Origin of the sequence: Mycobacterium sp. E342 (assembly GCF_001667665.1) — a bacterium.
Lineage (GTDB): Bacteria > Actinomycetota > Actinomycetes > Mycobacteriales > Mycobacteriaceae > Mycobacterium.
This window is the reverse complement of the sequence record NZ_LZJM01000152.1, coordinates 1-17458: the sequence shown is the minus strand read 5'-3', so window position 1 is coordinate 17458 and position 17458 is coordinate 1. Positions and strand designations below refer to the sequence as shown.

At 68.8% G+C, this 17458-nt stretch carries 19 protein-coding genes and 1 pseudogene; 8 read left to right on the top strand and 12 right to left on the bottom strand.

Going from position 1 to position 17458, the window contains the following annotated elements:
• Nucleotides 1–5: 5 nt before the first annotated feature.
• Complete coding sequence (locus A5692_RS10120) at nucleotides 6–1166, bottom strand: AAA family ATPase (RefSeq protein WP_068055185.1); 1161 nt, start codon at nucleotides 1164–1166, stop codon at nucleotides 6–8.
• Between the two features lie 32 nt (nucleotides 1167–1198).
• A complete protein-coding gene (locus tag A5692_RS10115) occupies nucleotides 1199–2791 on the bottom strand; it encodes a Na+/H+ antiporter (protein ID WP_068055183.1) in 1593 nt (530 codons plus the stop codon).
• A gap of 113 nt (nucleotides 2792–2904) precedes the next feature.
• Between A5692_RS10115 and A5692_RS10110 the strand changes: the two are divergent.
• From A5692_RS10110 to A5692_RS10100, 3 genes and pseudogenes are all read left to right on the top strand, one after another.
• Nucleotides 2905–3153, top strand: a pseudogene (locus A5692_RS10110) (sigma factor); the annotation flags it as partial.
• 19 nt (nucleotides 3154–3172) lie between these two features.
• On the top strand, nucleotides 3173–3361 hold the full coding sequence (locus A5692_RS10105) for a hypothetical protein (RefSeq protein WP_231984271.1): 189 nt from the start codon (nucleotides 3173–3175) through the stop codon (nucleotides 3359–3361).
• Between the two features lie 83 nt (nucleotides 3362–3444).
• On the top strand, nucleotides 3445–3897 hold the full coding sequence (locus A5692_RS10100; protein WP_082962546.1) for a protease inhibitor I42 family protein: 453 nt from the start codon (nucleotides 3445–3447) through the stop codon (nucleotides 3895–3897).
• On the opposite strand, the gene A5692_RS10095 is transcribed toward A5692_RS10100, so the two are convergent.
• Nucleotides 3884–4372: a DUF1707 domain-containing protein gene (locus tag A5692_RS10095; protein WP_068055177.1), complete on the bottom strand. Its 489-nt coding sequence runs from the start codon at nucleotides 4370–4372 to the stop codon at nucleotides 3884–3886. The two genes, A5692_RS10100 and A5692_RS10095, sit on opposite strands and share 14 nt — an antisense overlap.
• A gap of 63 nt (nucleotides 4373–4435) precedes the next feature.
• On the opposite strand from A5692_RS10095, the gene A5692_RS10090 reads away from it, so the two are divergent.
• Nucleotides 4436–5059 carry a TetR/AcrR family transcriptional regulator gene (locus A5692_RS10090; RefSeq protein ID WP_068055175.1) on the top strand — a complete coding sequence of 208 codons (624 nt, stop codon included), beginning with the start codon at nucleotides 4436–4438 and terminating at the stop codon, nucleotides 5057–5059.
• Here A5692_RS10090 and A5692_RS10085 read toward each other — a convergent pair.
• From A5692_RS10085 to A5692_RS10075, 3 genes are read right to left on the bottom strand one after another with little or no spacing between them, the layout of a single operon-like run.
• Nucleotides 5056–6330, bottom strand: coding sequence for an alpha/beta hydrolase (locus A5692_RS10085; RefSeq protein WP_068055171.1), 1275 nt, complete (start codon nucleotides 6328–6330; stop codon nucleotides 5056–5058). The genes A5692_RS10090 and A5692_RS10085 overlap by 4 nt on opposite strands.
• Nucleotides 6331–6379: 49 nt before the next feature.
• On the bottom strand, nucleotides 6380–7513 hold the full coding sequence (locus A5692_RS10080) for a PPE family protein (protein ID WP_068055168.1): 1134 nt from the start codon (nucleotides 7511–7513) through the stop codon (nucleotides 6380–6382).
• A 36-nt stretch (nucleotides 7514–7549) separates the two neighbouring features.
• A complete protein-coding gene (locus A5692_RS10075) occupies nucleotides 7550–8389 on the bottom strand; it encodes a PE family protein (protein WP_068055165.1) in 840 nt (279 codons plus the stop codon).
• A 141-nt stretch (nucleotides 8390–8530) separates the two neighbouring features.
• Here A5692_RS10075 and A5692_RS10070 point away from each other — a divergent pair, with 141 nt between their 5' ends.
• Nucleotides 8531–9208: an esterase gene (locus tag A5692_RS10070; RefSeq protein ID WP_231984270.1), complete on the top strand. Its 678-nt coding sequence runs from the start codon at nucleotides 8531–8533 to the stop codon at nucleotides 9206–9208.
• Between the two features lie 2 nt (nucleotides 9209–9210).
• On the opposite strand, the gene fdxA is transcribed toward A5692_RS10070, so the two are convergent.
• Together fdxA and A5692_RS10060 are read right to left on the bottom strand one after the other, a co-directional pair.
• Complete coding sequence (fdxA, locus tag A5692_RS10065) at nucleotides 9211–9537, bottom strand: ferredoxin (protein ID WP_068055162.1); 327 nt, start codon at nucleotides 9535–9537, stop codon at nucleotides 9211–9213.
• Nucleotides 9538–9569: 32 nt separating this feature from the next.
• Entirely contained in the window at nucleotides 9570–10931 is a 1362-nt protein-coding gene (locus A5692_RS10060) for an FAD-dependent oxidoreductase (RefSeq protein ID WP_156766008.1), read from the bottom strand.
• A 102-nt stretch (nucleotides 10932–11033) separates the two neighbouring features.
• On the opposite strand from A5692_RS10060, the gene A5692_RS10055 reads away from it, so the two are divergent.
• Nucleotides 11034–11978: a LysR family transcriptional regulator gene (locus tag A5692_RS10055; RefSeq protein WP_068055152.1), complete on the top strand. Its 945-nt coding sequence runs from the start codon at nucleotides 11034–11036 to the stop codon at nucleotides 11976–11978.
• On the opposite strand, the gene A5692_RS10050 is transcribed toward A5692_RS10055, so the two are convergent.
• From A5692_RS10050 to A5692_RS30155, 4 genes are read right to left on the bottom strand one after another with little or no spacing between them, the layout of a single operon-like run.
• Nucleotides 11975–12691 carry a sirohydrochlorin chelatase gene (locus A5692_RS10050; RefSeq protein ID WP_068055146.1) on the bottom strand — a complete coding sequence of 239 codons (717 nt, stop codon included), beginning with the start codon at nucleotides 12689–12691 and terminating at the stop codon, nucleotides 11975–11977. The genes A5692_RS10055 and A5692_RS10050 overlap by 4 nt on opposite strands.
• Nucleotides 12688–13425: a phosphoadenylyl-sulfate reductase gene (locus A5692_RS10045; protein WP_068055144.1), complete on the bottom strand. Its 738-nt coding sequence runs from the start codon at nucleotides 13423–13425 to the stop codon at nucleotides 12688–12690. The genes A5692_RS10050 and A5692_RS10045 overlap by 4 nt, the downstream gene beginning before the upstream one ends.
• A gap of 16 nt (nucleotides 13426–13441) precedes the next feature.
• A complete protein-coding gene (locus tag A5692_RS10040) occupies nucleotides 13442–15109 on the bottom strand; it encodes a nitrite/sulfite reductase (protein WP_068055141.1) in 1668 nt (555 codons plus the stop codon).
• Between the two features lie 33 nt (nucleotides 15110–15142).
• A complete protein-coding gene (locus A5692_RS30155; protein ID WP_255397018.1) occupies nucleotides 15143–15277 on the bottom strand; it encodes a hypothetical protein in 135 nt (44 codons plus the stop codon).
• A 315-nt stretch (nucleotides 15278–15592) separates the two neighbouring features.
• Here A5692_RS30155 and trxB point away from each other — a divergent pair, with 315 nt between their 5' ends.
• On the top strand, nucleotides 15593–16594 hold the full coding sequence (gene trxB / locus A5692_RS10035) for a thioredoxin-disulfide reductase (protein ID WP_068055138.1): 1002 nt from the start codon (nucleotides 15593–15595) through the stop codon (nucleotides 16592–16594).
• Between the two features lie 22 nt (nucleotides 16595–16616).
• Nucleotides 16617–17261 carry a TIGR03085 family metal-binding protein gene (locus A5692_RS10030; protein ID WP_068055136.1) on the top strand — a complete coding sequence of 215 codons (645 nt, stop codon included), beginning with the start codon at nucleotides 16617–16619 and terminating at the stop codon, nucleotides 17259–17261.
• Nucleotides 17262–17458 lie beyond the last annotated feature (197 nt).

The following is a 17458-nucleotide window of genomic DNA, read 5'->3' as shown; positions in this document are numbered from 1 at the left end:
AGTCGTCAGCGCTTGCCCCAATCCCACGGCGGCGTCGTCAGCAGGTTCTGACCGGCGATGCGTGTCTCACCCCACTCCTTGTAGAGCTCGATCTCGGCGGTGTCGTCGCCGGTGGCTTCCAGCAGTGATCGTGAATGGGTGACCACCAGGACCTGGGTCCGGGCTGCGGCGGCGCGGATCAGCCCGGCGAGTGGACGCACCAAGTCCGGATGCAGGGATGTTTCGGGCTCGTTGAGCACCATCAGCGAGGGCGCCTGCGGGCTGAGCAGGGCGGCCGCCCACAGCAGGAATCGCAGTGTGCCGTCGGACAATTCGGCCGAGCGCAGCGGCCGCAGCATGCCGCGCTGCCGGAGCTGCAGGTCGAACAGGCCGTCGTGCACGGCGACCGACACCGTGGCGCCATCGAAGGCCTCGGCGACGGCCTCGCCGAGGCCTTCGATGCCGGCCTCGATGATCGTCTGGATGGCGGCGGCCAGGTCGCTGCCGTCGTCGGCGAGCACCGGGGTGCGCGTCCCGACCTGCGGGTGGCGCGCGGGCGCGTCTGCGTCCACCCGGAAGCCGTCGTAGAACCGCCACCCGCGGAGCCGCTCGCGCACGGCGGCCAGCTCGGGAAGCGCGTGCGGGTGGGCGTACTCGGCCAGCACGCTGCGGTACAACGGCAGGGACCGGGACAGCTCGTCGAATCCGCGACCGGTGTCGGCGGTGACCTCGACGAAACTCGCGGCGCGGCGCACCAGCGTCGTGCCGGTGCGCAACACCGGGCCGGCGAACACCGCCTCGCGTTTGATCTCGGGATCGCGGGCGAAGTGCGAGTCGGCCCGCCCCGCCGACACCGGGATGCCCAGGTCGACGAGGTAGCCGAAATCATCTGCGGCAAAACCCAGTTCGAGAGCCACGGGACGGGTGCGCACCGTGCCCTCGGCCTTGCCGGTCCGGCGGGCGCCCTTCAACTCCTCGGGTCCGGCCCACAGCGCGGACTGCAGCCCGCCCTCGCGGGCCAGCGACCCGATCACCTCGCCGCGTCCGCAATCGGCCAGCAGCCGCAGCGCGCGGTACAGCGACGACTTCCCGGCGCCGTTGGCGCCGGTGACCACTGAGAGCCGGCCCAGCGGCAGGATCACCTCGCGCAGCGAGCGGTATCCGCGGATCGCCACCGTCTGCAACATGGAGCCGACTGTACGGTCGACGACCGACGCGCCTATTCGTTGTCGGCGGCGTCGAGCAGCTGCACTTCCTCGAGGTCCATCTCGTTCTGCAGCTCGCGCAAGACGATGTCGTCGATGAGGTTCTGGTTGCGCAGCGCGGTGATCTCCCGCCGCTTGCTGTCCAGGACGCCGAGTCGCACCCGGCGCACCAGCTCCTTCTTCTTGACGAGGTGGTTGTCCGTCGAGCCGTTCTCGGTGGCGACGGCCACCGCGGCCTTCTCCTCGTACTCCTTCTGCAGTCGGCGGCGCAGGTCGTCGCCGATGCCGACCTCGTCGGCGACGGCCGGCAACGCGTCGAGGGCGGCCCGCATGCCCCGGGTGCGGGCGAGCTGCAGCTCCTCGGCGTGGGCGACGTCCTCGGGCATCTTCGCCCAGCGGACCACGGCGGGCAGCGTGGTGCCCTGGACCAGGACGGTGGTCAGGATCACGACGACCACGATGAAGATGAGCAGGCTGCGGTCGGGGAACGGCGCGCCGCTGAGTGTGGTCGCCGGGACGGCCAGGGCCGCGGCCAGCGACACGGCCCCACGGAATCCGGCCCAGGCGGTGACGAAGCGTTGCCGCCAGCTGACGCGACGTTCGCGTTGCGCCTCTCGGCGGTCGATCAGCCGGATCAACACCACCGTGAGCTCGCCCCAGAAAATACGCGAGACGATCACCACGCCGGTGACGGCGAGCGCAATGAACAGGGCGCGGCGGATCCCGCCGTCCACGCCGGCGATGCCGTGCAGTGCCGCCGGGATCTGGACGCCGACGAACACCCACAGCGAGCCGTTGAGCAGGAAGGTCGCGCTGTCCCAGAACGAGTAGGCCTGCAGGCGGGACCGCGCGCGGATCACCACCGGTCCGGCGTAGGCGAGCACCAGCGCCGCGACCATGACCGCCACCACGCCGCTGCAGTCCATGCTCTGGGCCAGCAGGAAGGCCGCGAAGGGCGTCAGCAGACTCAACGCCATTTCCTCTTGAGGGGCGTCGATTCTCTTGCGCACCAGCGTGACCGCTCCGCCCACCAGCAGTCCGGCGGCGATGCCGCCCAGATAGGAGCCGACGAAACGGCCGACCAGGTCGATCGGGGTGATCGCCGATCCGCCGATCGCCACGTGGACCGTGACGGCGAACAGCACCAGGGCCGTGCCGTCGTTGATCAAACTCTCGGCCTTGAGCACGGTGACCGACCGGCGCGGCAACTTCTTCGCCAGGCCGGCCACGGCTGCGGCGTCGGTGGGGGAGAGCACGGCGCCCAGGACAGCCGCCGCGTGCGAGTCCATGCCCAGCGCCCGCGCTGTCCACGACACCGCCACCGCCGTGGCGATCACCAGCCCGACACTGAGGAAGACGATGATGCGCGCGTTCGCCCGGATCTCGCGGAAGCTGGTGTTCAGGCCCTCCCAATACAGGATCGCCGGCAGGAACAGCAGCAGCACGATCTCGCCGTTGACGTGCACGCCACCGAAGTGGGGGATCAGACCTAGCAGCGTGCCGAGCACGATGAGCAGCACCGGGGGCCCCACCCGGTAGCGCCGACCGAGGACCGTCCCGACGATGACGGTGGAGACGAGCGCGACGATCAGGACGAGGCCAAACACCAGCCCATCCTGCCGGACCTGTGCGGGTCGCGCCGACCGGGGCTTGGGCCCGACACGGGGCCGAATGAGCGTCCAGCGCGGTCGCACCGGCAGCACGTGGCAGTGTTGGCGGTGTGAGCGACGTCGCGCAGGCGTTCGAGTCGCAGCGGCCGCGGCTGTTCTGGTTGGCGTATCGGCTGCTGGGATCGGCGAGCGAGGCCGAAGACGCGGTGCAGGACGCCTACCTGCGACTGCACGCCGCTGATGCGGAGGCGATCGAGTCGCTGCCGGCCTGGCTGACCAAGGTCGTCACGAACCTGTGCCTCCACCGGCTCACGTCGGCGCGCGCCCGTCGACCTTGCCCGCAGCTATCTGGCGATCGTTGGTAAACGACGACCCATCGTGCCGGTCCGCTTGCCCGGCAAGGTGTTTGGCGGGATCCGCGCCGGCGGGCTGCTGGCCTCGGAACACGCCGATGCCACGATCACCTTCGAGCAGTACCTCCGTCAACAGGTCGAGGCAGGGCAACTGCCGTACCGCGACGCCATCCGCGCCTACCTGCCACACCGCATGCGCAAAAGGTCGCGATGACGGTCCGGCTGACCAGCCCGGTGTCGGCGGGCAATCTACCTCCGCTCGACGCGCCGACCTGAGCACCACGCATCCGGGCCATAATGGGCTCGATGACTGTCGGGAAGATCAGGCTCTTGGTGACCGTCGCGATGCTCGTTTGGCCGATGTTGGTGGGCTGCCACTTCGCGTCCAGGAACCCACCGTCGACCAAGACCCTGCAGGTCCCGATGAATGACGTCCTCACACAGGACGCCATCACGCAGAGCATCACCCTGGCCGTCGGCAACACGCTGGTCGTCAAGTTGGGCTCGAATTACACCACCCCGTACCGGTGGACGCCGGAGACCAAGATCGGCGACCCGGCAATCATCAAGCAAACCAGCCATGAATTCGTGCCCCCGAGCTCCGACGCGCTCGGGGCGCCCGGCACCGAGGTGTGGACGTTCACCGCGTTGAAGCCGGGGGCCACCACGATCGGCACGTCCTACACCAGTTTCGTCGGCAAGGATTCCAAACCGGCGTGCACCTACACGGCCAACATCACGGTGCAGTAAGCCGCTCTGGCAAACGAGTGCGTCCCACGGCATGGCAGGGGGTTGCCCAATTCGCGGCACCCTTGGCGGCCGGGTGGACGCCCAGCGCGTGGCTGACGAGGCCGATCCCGGCGCCCAGGATGGGCCAGATCGGCCAGAAGTACGTGGCGCCGGTGGTGGCGGCGACGGCCGCCCACACGGCGAGCACGACGACCGTCATCGCGAGGTAGGCGGCCAGGTGCAGGCGCACGCCGCGGCGGGCGGCCTCGACGCGGGCGGCGCGGCGCCGCGGGTCCGCGCGCCGGATCCGCGCGAGCGGCAGGTCGGCGAGGAGCCGGTCTAGCTCACCGGTGGTGTGCGCGCCGAACACCGCCTGCACCCGTTGTTCGTACTCGTCCAGTTGCAGGTAACCCTGCGCGAACGCCTGGCCCAGGCGTTCGGCCGCCGCCTCCCGGTCGCGGTCGCCGGCGCGGGGGGCCGTCAGTTGCTGGTCCATTTCGTCCCCTTCCGAAAGATGTGAATGGCTTTAACATACTCCGGCAATGTTAATATCGTCAACATGGCACGCGCGCGGAAAGCCCCGGCCGGTGCGAAGCGCCGGGACAGCTACCACCACGGCGACCTCAAACGGGCGCTGAGCAGCGCCGCCCTGTCGCTGGTGGCCGAAAAGGGGCCGAAGGGGTTCACGCTCACCGAGGCGGCGCGGCGCGCCGGGGTCAGCGCCGCCGCCCCGTACCGGCACTTCGCGGACAAGGCCGCGCTGCTCGCGACCGTGGCCGAACAGGGCTTCCGCGACTTGCACGCCGCGCTGAGCGCGGCCGCCGACGAGGCGCCCGACCCGAAGGACCGGGTGACCGAACTCGGCCGCACGTACGTGCGCTGGGCCGTCGCTCACCCGGACCACTACCGGGTGATGTTCGGCGCCGAGCTGTCCAAGGCCGACCATCCCGACTTGGCGACCGCCGGGGAGGAGGCGTTCGGTGACCTGCTCGGCGCGATCGCCGCGTGCCAGCAGGCCGGCATCGTCGGCGGTGATGACCCGCGCGCACTCGCCGCACCGCTGTGGTCCCTGGTGCACGGTGTCGCATCGCTGGCGATCGGCGGCGACCTACGCGCGGTCGGCATCGAACACGACCCGGACGCCATCGTCGCCGGCGTCGTGGCCCAAATGCTCAGCGGCTAGGCCACATTGGCCTTGCGGAGCGTCGAGTAGACCTCGGCCAGGAATTGCTCGACGGCGACCGCGGCGTGCACCGCCCGCGCCGAACCGAAGATGTCGAAAGCGTGCTGGGCGAGCGGCATTTCGGCGTACACGACGGGCTGGGTGCTGACCTGTCGCAGCCGTTCGACAAATGCGCGCGCCTGTTCGACGGGCACCAGCGAGTCGTTGCGGCCGTGCAGCACGAAGAACGGGGGAGCGTCGGCGGAAACGTGGTTGACCGGTGACGCGGTGATGAACGGCTGCATATTCGTCGAGGGTCGTTGCTTGACAACGGATTTCACCAGCAGCGCGGGCATCATCGGGTGCATCGCGTCGTTGAACCGGGTGAAGTCGTAGACGCCGTAGAACGGCACCGCCGCCTGCACCCGGGTGTCGGCGTCCTCGAATCCCGGCTGGAACTCCGGGTCATTGGGGGTGAGCGCGGCCAGTGACGACAGGTGGCCGCCGGCCGAGCCGCCGGTGATGGCGATGAATTCCGGATCGCCGCCGTACTCGGCGATGTGCGCCTTGACCCACGCCAGGGCGCGCTTGACGTCGACGATGTGGGCGGGCCAGGTGTTGCGCGGGCTGTGCCGGTAGTTGATCGACACGCAGACCCAGCCCAACTCCGCCAGGTGGCTCATCAACGGATGTGCTTGTCCGCGCTTGTTTCCCGTCGTCCACGCGCCGCCCGGGATCTGGAAGAGCACCGGCGCCTTGCCGGCCGGATCCAGATCGGGACGACGCCAGATGTCCAGAAAATTGGCGCTGCCGAATTCGCCGTAGCTGATGTTCGAGTCGTGGGCGTAGTCGCGGTAGATCCGCATCATCCGCAGCAGCCCCGGCGTCTTGGCGGTGCCACTACCGGCCGGCCGGCGCCACAGATCCCCCGACTCGGTGAGGCGCGACGCGCCCAGGCCACTGTCCAGCGCCTCGGTCAGCGGCACGTTGGCCTTGTGCCCGGCACGGCTGAAGTTCAGCAACCCCAGCGCCGAGACACCGGCCACCGCCCACGCGGCGAACCGCACCGGCCGCGTCAGGCGTCGGGCCGTCAACGCCAGCCCGCCGAGCTGGCTGACCAGGGTCTGCAGCGGCAGCTCGGTGACGACCACCCCGAACATGAACGAGAAGAGCGAGAGGTAGCCGCTGCGCGCCAACGGCCGGTACGCGTTGAGGGTGGACACGGCGGTCACCGCCGTGACCGCGAGCGACCCTATCTGCCGGATGACGTGGATGATTCGAGCTGTCCGCATGGGCTCACCTTATTAAAAGCCCCCGCTGGGTCGAGCGCGACCAGTCGTCTCATGCGAACACCGTCTTGGGCATCACCGTGGGCTTGACCCCGTACCGCGGCGTATTGAAGCCGAGGCCCCTTCCGGCCGTGGCCATCGCCGGCATCCCCGTCGGCACCGCCGTCACCCCGTCGTCGGGCGCCGCGGCCCAGCCGGAGCCCTCCAGCGCCGACGCGCTGGAGTTCATCGCCGGCGCCGACGCCGACCAACTGGCCGGGACCGACACTCCACCGACCGTGGAGGCCTTGCCCAGCCCCGCCAGCACGGGCGCCTGGGCCAACCCGCCCGGCGCCACCGACCCCGCCAGCGTGGGCCCGACATAGGGTCCGGCGGTTTCGAGCATGATCGACGGGGCGCCGTTGGTGGTGTGCGACAGCAATACCGAGTTCGGGATGGTGTTCATGGTCCACCAGGCCGCGGTGTTGATTGCGCCGTTGATGGTGTTCTGCACGATGGGGATTTGGAAGAAGGGTGTGGCGGCGGGAGGGTCGGCGGCCGCCGTCGGGGCGGCGAATCCAGCCACCGTGTTCTGGAACGTGTGGACGGTCTGCATGAGCCCGGCCTGCGTGTTGGTGGCGGCACCGGACACCACCGCGGCCTGGCGGGCAATTCCGCCCGGGCTGGTCGTCGGTGCCGGCGAGGTCAGCGGATTGAGCTTTCCGGCGGCCGCCGACGAGGCCGCATAGCCGTACATGGCCGCGGCGTCTTGGGCCCACATCGCCGAGTACTGCGCCTCGGTGGCCATGATCGCCGGCGTGTTCTGGCCGAGCACGTTGCCGGCGACCAGCGCCGCCAGCTGGGCCCTGTTCTCCGCGATCACCGGAGGCGGAACCGTCATCGCGAACGCCGCCTCGTAGGCGGCCGCGGACGCCATGGCCTGGGCCCCGGCGTGCTGAGCGGCCGCCGCGGTGGTGTCCAGCCAGTTCACGAAGGGCTGGGCCGCGGCGGCCGCCGACGCCGACGCCGGACCCATCCACTGCTCGCCCGTCAGCTCCGAGATCACCGACTCGTATCCTGCCGCGGTGGTGCTCAGCTCGGCGGCCAGAGTGTTCCAGGCGGCCGCCGCGGCCATCATCGGGCCGGCGCCGGCTCCGGCGTACATGCGTGCCGAATTGATTTCTGGGGGAAGTGCTCCGAAATCCATTGTTCTCCACTCCTTTTCGGTCAAGACTTGGGTTCTCTACACGACGGTGGGTCGCCCCATCACGGTGGGCTTGACGCCGTAGCGCGGCGCACCCAGGCCGCCGGCCCTGGTGGCCGTGGCCACCGACGGCACCCCGGCCGGCACGGCCGTCGTGGTGGGGCCGTGGGGCGCCGCGGCGGTCCAACCCGCGTCGGTCAACGTCGCGGTGGGGTTCGCCGCCGGGGCGCCGGCCGCCGCGGCCCAACTGGGCGGCACCGACAGCCGGCCGACCGCGGCCGCCTGCCCGACACCGCCGAGCGCCGGCATCGCGCTAGAACCGCTGGGCGCCGTCGCGCCCGCCAGTGCTGTCGGGACGGACGACGCCAGCGTTGTGGCGGCCGGGGCCGCCGCGACCGGGCCCACCGCGTCGGGTCTGACGAGCAGGCCACCGCCCGCCATCCCCAGCAGGTCGGAGGTGGCGGAGCCCCAGTTGCCGATCCCGATGTCGCCGATGTTGAGCAGGCCACTTCCCGGCGGCGGGTCGGCCGCGGCCGCCGGGCTCGCCGCACTGCCGATGGCCGGGGCGGCCGCGAAGGGTGAAGCGGTCGCCGCGGTGTTGGCGGCCTCGGTGGTTTGATACGAGCCGGCGCTGATGCCAAGGGTTTTCACGAACTGCTGATGGATGCTCGCGGCTTGGTCGCTGACTGATTGGTACAAGGTGCCGTATGCGTCGAAGATCGCCGCTTGCAGAGCGGATATCTCGTCGGCGGCCGCAGGGGCCACGCCGGTGGTCGGGGCTGCGGCGGCGGCGTTTTCCGCCGCCATCTGGGAGCCGAGCGTCTCCAGCTTGGCCGCGGCGTAGGTCAAGGCGTCCGGATTGGTAATCACAAAGGACATCGGTGTCTCCTCATAATTTGGTGCTGGGATATTTGAATGCCCGGACTTTTGGCGGCTGAAAACCGCATTTTTGATCGAGTCCTACGATTTGGTCTGACAGCGGCGCGAGCCGATTCGGCCACTAAAGAGGGCAGCGAGAAGATGGCTACCAAGATGCAGTTTTTGTGGCGAGCGGCCGCGGCCGTCTGCGCCTTCGTGAACTGTTCGATCGCCCCGATTGCCGGCGCGCAATCGGCGTGCGCCGCCCTCGGTGGAACGGTCGACCAGAACCAGGTCTGCCAGGGCCACATCACCACGGCCGACTACACGCTCGACCTGAGCTTCCCGGTCAGTTATCCCGACCAGCAGGCCATGACCGATTACCTCGTCCACACCCGAGACACCTGGGTCGACGACGTCCGGACGTACCCCCGGCATGATCGGCCGCCCTACCTGCTGACCATCACCGGGACGGCGTATCGGTCGGCCACGCCCGGCTCGAGTACCCAGAGCGTGGTGCTGGACATGAACCAGGACCTGGGCGCCCACCCCGTCACGTCCTTCAAGGCGTTCAACTACGACCTCGGCAAGGGCGCCCCGATCACCTTCGACACACTATTCAAGCCGGGCACCAAACCGCTGGACGTCCTGAACCCGATCGTTACACGCCAATTAGGCCCGCTGCCGTTCGGCGAGCCCGGAGTCGAGGCGTATCAGAATTTCGCGATCACCGATGACGCCGTCATTTTCTTCTTCGGCCAGGGGCAGGTGCTGCCGGCGGTCAACGGGCCGCAGCAAGTTTCGGTACCCCGTACCGAACTCGCCGCGCTGATGGCGTAGCCCTACGTCGCCTCGGCCCGGCTTTCGAGGTTCTTGACCGCGGCGGGATCGTTCTCGGTCAGCCCGATTTTCGCCGCGCCGCCGGGCGAGCCCAGCTCGGCGAAGAAGTCGGCGTTGATCTGGGTGTACTGGCTGTATTCGCCGGGCAGGTCATCTTCGTAGTAGATGGACTCGACGGGGCACACCGGCTCGCAGGCGCCGCAGTCCACGCACTCGTCGGGGTGGATGTAGAGCATCCGGGCGCCCTCGTAGATGCAGTCGACGGGGCATTCCTCGATGCAGGCCTTGTCCTTGATGTCGACGCAAGGTTCGCCGATCACGTACGCCATGGATGTTGTCCTTCCCTATCAGCTGTCGAAGATTAGCCGTGCCCGATCCGCAGGAGCTCGGTGAGGCTAGCCAGTTTGGCGCGGGGGCGTCCATGCGGCTCGCCGGCCTCACGCTCGAAGCGGTCGATGGCCCGCCAGTGTGCGGCGGTGACGAGTTGGGGCTGGCGCGAGGTGAGCCACCGGGCGAGCTCGTCGCCGTAGTCGCTCGCGCGATCGACCGACGCGGCAGCCAGGTCGACCAGCACCGTGTCGACGGTGTCCTGCGAACACTTCTTGTTCGTGCCGATGACCCCCGACGGGCCGCGTTTGATCCATCCGGCGACGTATTCGTTGCGGCTGCCCTCGATCCGCCCGCCGGTGTGGGGGATGGTCCCGGCCTTCTCGTCGAAGGCCAGCCCCGGTATGGCCAGGCCCCGGTAGCCGACCGCGCGCACCACCAGCTGGGCGGGCAGTTCCTCGCGCGCCCCGGTGTCTTTGGCGACCATCCGCCCGGAGGCGTCGGTCACCAGCTCGTTGCGCCCGAGCACGATGCTTTCCACCCTCTCGCCGCCTTTGATTTCGATCGGGGAGGTGAAGAATCGCAACACGATTCGCCGATGCCCGGGCCGGCTTCCGCGGCCGGCGTACTCGCGCAGCACCTTGATGTTGTTCTTGGTGACCTTGCCGGCGGCGGCCGCGTCGTCGTCGCTGATGTCGTCCAGGTCGGCCGGGTCCACCACCACGTCGACGCCTTCGAGTTCGCCGAGTTCTCGCAATTCCAGTGTGGTGAAGGCGCTTTGCAGTGGACCGCGTCGTCCGATGAGCACCACTTCCTCAACACCGCAGGGCCGCAACGACTCCAGCGCGTGGTCGGCGATGTCGGTGCGCGCCAGCACGTCGGGGTCGGTGACCAGCATGCGGGCCACGTCAACGGCCACGTTGCCGTTGCCCACCACGACGGCGCGGGCACCCGACAGGTTGGGAGACATCTGCTCGAAGTGCGGGTGCGCGTTGTACCAGCCGACGAAATCGACCGCGGCCACGCTGCCGGGCAGGTGTTCGCCGGGGATGTTGAGGGCGCGGTCGGACTGGGCCCCGACGGCGTAGATCACCGCGTCGTAGCGCTCGGCGAGTTCACCGGCCGAGACGTGCTCGCCCACCTTGATGTTCCCGAAGAAGCGAAAGCGGGGGTCCTCGGCGGTCCTCTCGAACTGCTGGCTGACCGACTTGATCTTCGGGTGATCGGGTGCCACGCCCGAGCGCACCAGCCCCCAAGGGGTGGGCAGCATTTCGAGCATGTCGACGGCGATCCCGAACTCGGCGGTGTCGGCGGCCTTGAGCAGCGACGCGGCCGCGAAGAACCCCGAGGGGCCGGAACCCACGATCGCGACGTGGTACGGGGCTTTACAGGTCATGGTTCCCATGGTGCTCGGTCGGCCGGAGTGCGAGTAGAGGTTCCGGCGTTGTGAAGTCACAAGCTATGGTTGTGTCACCCCTACCGATTGTGACTACCACCCATGCCGCTCAGCCCCCGGATGCCCGAACTGGCCTCGTTCGAGGTGTTTTTGGCGATCGCCGAGACGGGCAGCCTCGGACGCGCTGCCCGCGAGCTCGGGATCACCCAGCAGGCCGTGTCGCGGCGGCTCGCCGCGATGGAGGCCCATGTCGGCGTCACGCTGGCCGTGCGGACAACGCGGGGTTCGGAATTGACGCCCGCGGGGCTGATCGTGGCGGAGTGGGCCGCGCGCCTGCTCGAGGTCGCCAACGAGATCGACGCGGGGTTGGGCGGGCTGCGCAAGGAGGGCCGCGAACGCATCAGGGTCGCTGCGAGCCAAACGATCTCCGAGCAGCTGATGCCGCATTGGCTGCTGTCGCTGCAGACCGAGGCGGCGCGGCGCGGGGGAGCCGCGCCGCAGGTGATCCTGACCGCCACCAACAGCGATCAGGCTATCGCCGCGGTCCGCGACGGCGCCGTCGATCTGGGGTTTGTCGAAAACCCGGGCCAGCCCAAGGGATTGGGCAGCTGCGTGGTGGGGCACGACGAGTTGGTGATCGTCGTGCCGCCGGGGCACAAGTGGGGCCGACGCTCGCGGGTGGTGACCGCCCGCGAACTCGCCGAAACACCGTTGGTGGCGCGCGAACCCCATTCGGGGATTCGCGATTCGCTGACGGTGGCCCTCCGTCAGGTGCTGGGCGAGGACATGCAGCAGGCGCCGCCCGTGCTGGAGTTGACGTCGGCCGCGGCGATGCGCGCCGCCGTGCTCGCCGGCGCGGGGCCGGCGGCGATGAGCCGGCTGGCGGTGGCCGACGACCTGATCGTCGGGCGGCTGCACGCGGTCGGCGTCCGGGGGTTGGACTTGCGGCGCAATTTCCGGGCCATCTGGGTCGGTGGGCGCACGCCGCCCGCCGGGGCGATCCGGGACTTGCTGAGCCACATCAGCAGTCGCGCGTCGAAACTCTAGGCGGCGGCGTGGTCGGCGAGCGCCTGGTCGAAGCGGTCCAGCACGGTCTCGGCCACTAGGGGGTGCGCGCCCAACGGCGCCGCCATCGGAATCCCGTTGTCCCGCGCATAAGTTGATACGCCGTCGGTGATGAGTCCTGGCGCCAGGAACCACGGCGCGATGACCAGCCGGCGCGCGCCGCGGCGGCGCAACCGGGCGGCGGTGTCGGCCACCGACGCCTCGGGCCGGGTGGCGAAGGCCGCCGCGGTTGCCGCCCACCGGGTCCCGGCGGACAGCCGGGCGGCGACCCGCGCGGTGCGCGCATTGGCGGCGGTGTTCGACGACCCGATCGCGACCACCATCACCCCGACTTCGTCGTCGAGCGCGGATACCCCGACTTCGGTGAGCCGTTCGCGTAGAACCGTCAGCAGCCGATCGTCTTCTCCCAGAACGTCAGCCTGCCGGATGCCGTAGGCGCCGGCGCGCGCGATCTGCGTGGGAATGTCGCGGCGGGCGTGGTAGGCGCTGGCCAGCAGCAGTGGGGTGACCACCGCGTCGCGTTTGTCGGGCAGGCCGGACAGGACGTCGCCGAAGTTGGGTGCGCTGAGTTCCAGGAACGCCAGCCGCACGTCGAGGCCCGGCCGCATGCCGCGCAGCCGTTCGGCGACCCCGCGGGCGTTGGCGCCCGAGCGCGGATCCCGGCTGCCGTGGGCGGTGAGGACGAGGGTGCTCATGAGGCGTGCAACCCACATTCGGTCTTGTTCCGACCCGCCCAGCGGCCACTGCGCGGATCCTCGCCGGGGATGGGCTTCCGGGTGCACGGTGCGCAGCCGATGGACAAGTAGCCCTCGTCGACGAGCGGGTTGATCAGCACCCCGTTCTTGTCGATGTAGTCCTGCTCGTCGTCGTCGGTCCACGCGGCGATCGGGTTGACCTTCACCAGCCCGAACGACTCGTCGAAGCTGATCAACGGCGCGTCGGCCCGGGTCGGCGACTCCACCCGGCGCAGCCCGGTGACCCAGGCCGCGTATCCGTTCAGCGCCTTCCTCAGGGGGACGACCTTACGCAAGCGGCAGCACTCGTTGGGCTCGCGGGCGAACAGGTCTTTACCCATCAGCGCGTCCTGCTCGGCGACCGTGTGCTCCGGGGTGATGTTGAGCAGGTGGATGTCGTAGACCGACTCGACCGCATCACGGGTGCCCAGGGTCTCGGCGAAGTGGTAGCCGGTGTCCAGGAAGACCACCGGCACGCCCGGGCGCACGTCCGCCGCTAGCGACACCGTCACCGCGTCCTGCATGTTGCACGCCACCACCCACTTGCATGTGGCCCAATCGCGCGGGCCCTCGACGCCGCCGAATTGTTCGTCGGTCCAGCGCAAGATCTCGTCGGCGCTGGCGCCCTCCAGCTCGGCCGCGCCCCGCTCGGCGATCTCGCGCAGTTGCTCTTTGGTGAAGTTCATCGCCACCATGGCGTGTCCTCAGCTCCTAACGCAGGTCGGCTTCGTCGGCGCGCAGCGCCCAGTTCGCGAAACGCTCTCCGCTTTCGCGTTGTTCCAGGAACTTGCGCGTCACCCGGTCGATGTAGTCGCCGAGCTCGGCGCTGGTGATCTTGTGCTGGCGCAGTTTGCGGCCGAAGCCGCTCTCGTCGCCGAGGCCGCCGCCGAGGTGGACCTGGAAGCCCTCCACCGACGTGCCGTCGCCGTTGTCGATCCACTGGCCCTTGAACCCGATATCGGCCACCTGTATTCGGGCACACGAGTTCGGGCAGCCGTTGAGGTGCACGCTGATCGGCACGTCGAGGTCGTCGTTGACGTCGGCCAGGCGCTCTTCCAGCTCGGGCACCAAAGTCTGTGCGCGAACCCGGGTTTCGGCGAACGAAAGCTTGCAGAACTCGATGCCGGTGCAGCCCATCGTGCTCTTGCGCCAGTTCGACGGCTTCGACGGCAGGCCCAGCTTGTCCAGCTCGGCCACCAGGAAATCGACCTTGTCGTCGGGCACGTCGAGGATGATCAGCTTCTGGAAGGGGCTGAACCGGGCCCGGTCGGAGCCCACCTGCTCCATCAGGTCGGCCACCGCCTGCAGGGTGGTGCCGGAGACGCGGCCGGCAATCGCGGCGACGCCGACGGCGTTCTTACCGTTCTTGATCTTCTGCACGCCCACGTGGTCGATGGGGTGCTTGGCCGGATCGGGTGCCGGGCCGTCGATCATCTTGCGGCCGAGGTATTCGGTCTCCATGACCTCGCGGAACTTTTCCACGCCCCAGTCCTTGACCAGGAACTTGATCCGCGCCTTGGCGCGCAGCCGCCGGTAGCCGTAGTCGCGGAACACCTTGGTGACCGCTTCCCACACGTCGGGCACCTCGTCCAGCGGCACCCACACGCCGACGCGCTGGGCCATCATCGGGTTGGTCGACAGGCCACCACCTACCCACAGGTCCATGCCGGGTCCGTGCTCGGGGTGGTTGACGCCGACGAAGGCGACGTCGTGGGTCTCGTGGGAGACGTCCTGCAGGCCCGAGATCGCGGTCTTGTACTTGCGGGGGAGGTTGGCGTAGTCGGGGTTGTTCATGAACCGGCGGATGATCTCGTCGATCGCCGGGGAGGGGTCGAGCACCTCGTCGACGGAGTCGCCGGCCAGCGGGCTGCCGTGGATGCCCCGTGGGCAATCACCGCATGCCTCGATGCTGGTCAGGCCGACGGTGTCCAGCCGGCGCCACACCTCGGGGACGTCCTCGATCTTGAGCCAGTGGAACTGGACGTTCTCCCGGTCGCCGATGTCGGCGGTGTCGCGGGCGAATTCGGACGAAACCTGGCCCAGGACGCGCACCGTCTGCGCCGACATCGGCTTGCCGTCGGAGCGCACGCGCATCATGAAGTATTTCGCTTCGAGCTTGTCGATGTTCTCGTCACCGGTCCAGCTGCCGTCGTAGCCCTGCTCGCGCTGGGTGTACAGGCCCATCCACTTGAACCGCATACGCAGATCGGACTTTTCGATGCTTTCGAAGCCTTCTTTGGCGTATTTGTCGATGATTCGGTCGCGCACGTTCAGCGGCCCGTCATCGTGCTTGATCTGCTCGGTGTCGTTGAGCGGTTCGCGATTACCCAGCGCCCACTGGCCCTCGTTGCGAGTCTTGGCGGCAGGTGCTGTGGTCATGTGGTGTTCTCCTTCGCGAACAGTGCGGGCCTGCTATGCCGGCCGGTGGCTGTGGCGGCCGAGGCTCGACGTCGGCGGCCGCTGCGCGTCCGGGCTGGGCTGCCGGGCTGTGACGTCGACGGTGGCGTTGATGGCTCCCGTGGGTACGCCGTCGGACCCACAGACCATGACTTCATGCTGCATCGTCTGCCCGTGTGCGAGTAGAGGTGCCGGTGTTGTGACCACACAACCGTTGGTTGTGTGGTCGGCTTCACGTCTAAACACGTTCCCGCCATTGAGATTGCCGCTTTACCAAGATTGGCAATCCCGGGTTGTCTGGCAAACATGGTTGAGCAGCTGAACCTGAGATGCGTTGGGCGGCAGCTGATCTCGTGGGATCTCGCTGGAAAGCCATGCGTCGTAACGCGGATCGCGCCGGCACTCACATGAGACGGTCAGCGATTACCAGTAGGGTGGGGCCCCTGTCGAGCTGAAAGGTTCCTAATGAGCGCCTCCGATGTCCGCGATGTGATCGTCATTGGTTCGGGGCCTGCGGGGTATACCGCGGCGTTGTATGCGGCGCGGGCGCAGTTGGCGCCGGTGGTGTTTGAGGGGACGTCGTTTGGTGGGGCGTTGATGACGACCACCGAGGTGGAGAATTTCCCGGGGTTTCGTGAGGGCATCACGGGCCCGGAGTTGATGGATCAGATGCGCGAGCAGGCGCTGCGGTTCGGCGCGGATTTGCGGATGGAAGACGTCGAGTCGGTGTCGTTGGTCGGGCCGGTGAAGTCGGTGACGACCGCCGACGGTGAGACGTTTCAGGCGCGGGCGGTGATTTTGGCTATGGGGGCCGCGGCGCGGTATCTGGGGGTGGCTGGTGAGCAGGAGCTGCTGGGGCGCGGGGTGAGCTCGTGTGCGACCTGTGACGGGTTCTTTTTCCGGGATCAAGACATCGCGGTGATCGGGGGTGGGGATTCGGCGATGGAGGAAGCGACGTTTTTGACCCGGTTTGCGCGCAGTGTGACGCTGGTGCACCGGCGGGAGGAGTTTCGGGCTTCGCGGATCATGCTCGAGCGGGCGCGGGCCAACGACAAGATCACCATCGTGACCAGCAAGGCGGTGCTGGGGGTGCAGGGCACCGACACGGTGACGGGTTTGCGGGTGCGTGACACGGTCACCGGCGAGGAATCCACGCTGGCAGTGACCGGGGTGTTCGTGGCGATCGGTCATGACCCGCGTTCGGAGTTGGTGCGCGGCGTGCTCGACACCGATCCCGAGGGGTACGTGCTGGTGCAGAGCCGCACCACGGCCACCTCGATCGAGGGGGTGTTCGCCGCCGGGGACCTGGTGGATCGCACCTACCGCCAGGCCATCACCGCGGCCGGCTCCGGCTGCGCGGCGGCCATCGACGCCGAACGCTGGCTGGCCGAGCACGTCGAATCCAGCACACCCGCCCAAAGCGACACCACCGAAACTCCCGGGCGGGATTCCGGTTCCGCCGCATAGGTTTTGGGATTACCCTTGACCGATGTCGCGGCCGGCGCTGGACACGCAGGAGCGCCTCGCGCTGTGCTCCCTGTTCGACGAGCTGGGGCCGTCGGTGCCCACCCTGCTGAACGGCTGGACGGCGCACGACCTGGCCGCGCACCTGGTCTTGCGCGAACGCAACCCGCTGGCCGGACCGTGCATGGTGCTGCCCGGCCCCTTCGCACGGTTCGCCGAGCGGCGCCGGGTTAACTTGGCTCGCCGCAGGGACTTTGGGTGGCTCGTCGCACGGATCCGGTCCGGCCCGCCCGTCGGGTTCTTCCGCATCGGCTGGGTTCGCGCGCTGGCGAACCTCAACGAGTTCTTCGTCCATCACGAGGATCTGCGCCGTGGGAATGGGTTCGGGCCGCGTTGTTTGGCGCCCGAGTTGGAGGCCGCGTTGTGGCGCAACGTGCGGCGCGGCGGTCGGTTTTTGGCGCGGCGGCTTTCTGGTTGCGGCCTTGAGGTCTCGTGGGTCGGCACCGGTGCACGGGCGACGGTGCGGGCGGGTGCACCGGTGGCTGCGCTCAGCGGTGCGCCGGGTGAGCTGCTGCTGTACCTATTTGGCCGCGTCGGCTCGGCGGAGGTCGAGGTGAGCGGGCCGCCCGAGGCCATTGCGGCGGTGCGTCGCGCGCACTTCGGGATGTGAGTCCCCGGGGCCAGTTGCGTCACACGAGCCACAGCAGTCGCTGGACCGGGAGACGTCGAAAGTGCCCGCCTCACAGCGACAACTCGCGGCGCACGTGCCGATGGGGCCGTTTCTCGCTCAGAGGCGGGCACATCGGCATATCCCTCGAATCGCCGGGGGAATCCGTGCCCGCGAAACCGAGTCGCCTCGGATCGGCG

What these genes read in the sequence shown, in the direction of transcription:
- A5692_RS10120 (WP_068055185.1), bottom strand. Translation starts at nt 1,166, where the DNA reads ATGTTGCAGACGGTGGCGATCCGCGGATACCGCTCGCTGCGCGAGGTG.
- A5692_RS10100 (WP_082962546.1), top strand. Translation starts at nt 3,445, where the DNA reads ATGGGCTCGATGACTGTCGGGAAGATCAGGCTCTTGGTGACCGTCGCG.
- A5692_RS10095 (WP_068055177.1), bottom strand. Translation starts at nt 4,372, where the DNA reads ATGGACCAGCAACTGACGGCCCCCCGCGCCGGCGACCGCGACCGGGAG.
- A5692_RS10090 (WP_068055175.1), top strand. Translation starts at nt 4,436, where the DNA reads ATGGCACGCGCGCGGAAAGCCCCGGCCGGTGCGAAGCGCCGGGACAGC.
- A5692_RS10085 (WP_068055171.1), bottom strand. Translation starts at nt 6,330, where the DNA reads ATGCGGACAGCTCGAATCATCCACGTCATCCGGCAGATAGGGTCGCTC.
- A5692_RS10080 (WP_068055168.1), bottom strand. Translation starts at nt 7,513, where the DNA reads ATGGATTTCGGAGCACTTCCCCCAGAAATCAATTCGGCACGCATGTAC.
- A5692_RS10075 (WP_068055165.1), bottom strand. Translation starts at nt 8,389, where the DNA reads ATGTCCTTTGTGATTACCAATCCGGACGCCTTGACCTACGCCGCGGCC.
- A5692_RS10070 (WP_231984270.1), top strand. Translation starts at nt 8,531, where the DNA reads ATGGCTACCAAGATGCAGTTTTTGTGGCGAGCGGCCGCGGCCGTCTGC.
- fdxA (WP_068055162.1), bottom strand. Translation starts at nt 9,537, where the DNA reads ATGGCGTACGTGATCGGCGAACCTTGCGTCGACATCAAGGACAAGGCC.
- A5692_RS10060 (WP_156766008.1), bottom strand. Translation starts at nt 10,931, where the DNA reads ATGACCTGTAAAGCCCCGTACCACGTCGCGATCGTGGGTTCCGGCCCC.
- A5692_RS10055 (WP_068055152.1), top strand. Translation starts at nt 11,034, where the DNA reads ATGCCGCTCAGCCCCCGGATGCCCGAACTGGCCTCGTTCGAGGTGTTT.
- A5692_RS10050 (WP_068055146.1), bottom strand. Translation starts at nt 12,691, where the DNA reads ATGAGCACCCTCGTCCTCACCGCCCACGGCAGCCGGGATCCGCGCTCG.
- A5692_RS10045 (WP_068055144.1), bottom strand. Translation starts at nt 13,425, where the DNA reads ATGGTGGCGATGAACTTCACCAAAGAGCAACTGCGCGAGATCGCCGAG.
- A5692_RS10040 (WP_068055141.1), bottom strand. Translation starts at nt 15,109, where the DNA reads ATGACCACAGCACCTGCCGCCAAGACTCGCAACGAGGGCCAGTGGGCG.
- A5692_RS30155 (WP_255397018.1), bottom strand. Translation starts at nt 15,277, where the DNA reads ATGGTCTGTGGGTCCGACGGCGTACCCACGGGAGCCATCAACGCCACC.
- trxB (WP_068055138.1), top strand. Translation starts at nt 15,593, where the DNA reads ATGAGCGCCTCCGATGTCCGCGATGTGATCGTCATTGGTTCGGGGCCT.
- A5692_RS10030 (WP_068055136.1), top strand. Translation starts at nt 16,617, where the DNA reads ATGTCGCGGCCGGCGCTGGACACGCAGGAGCGCCTCGCGCTGTGCTCC.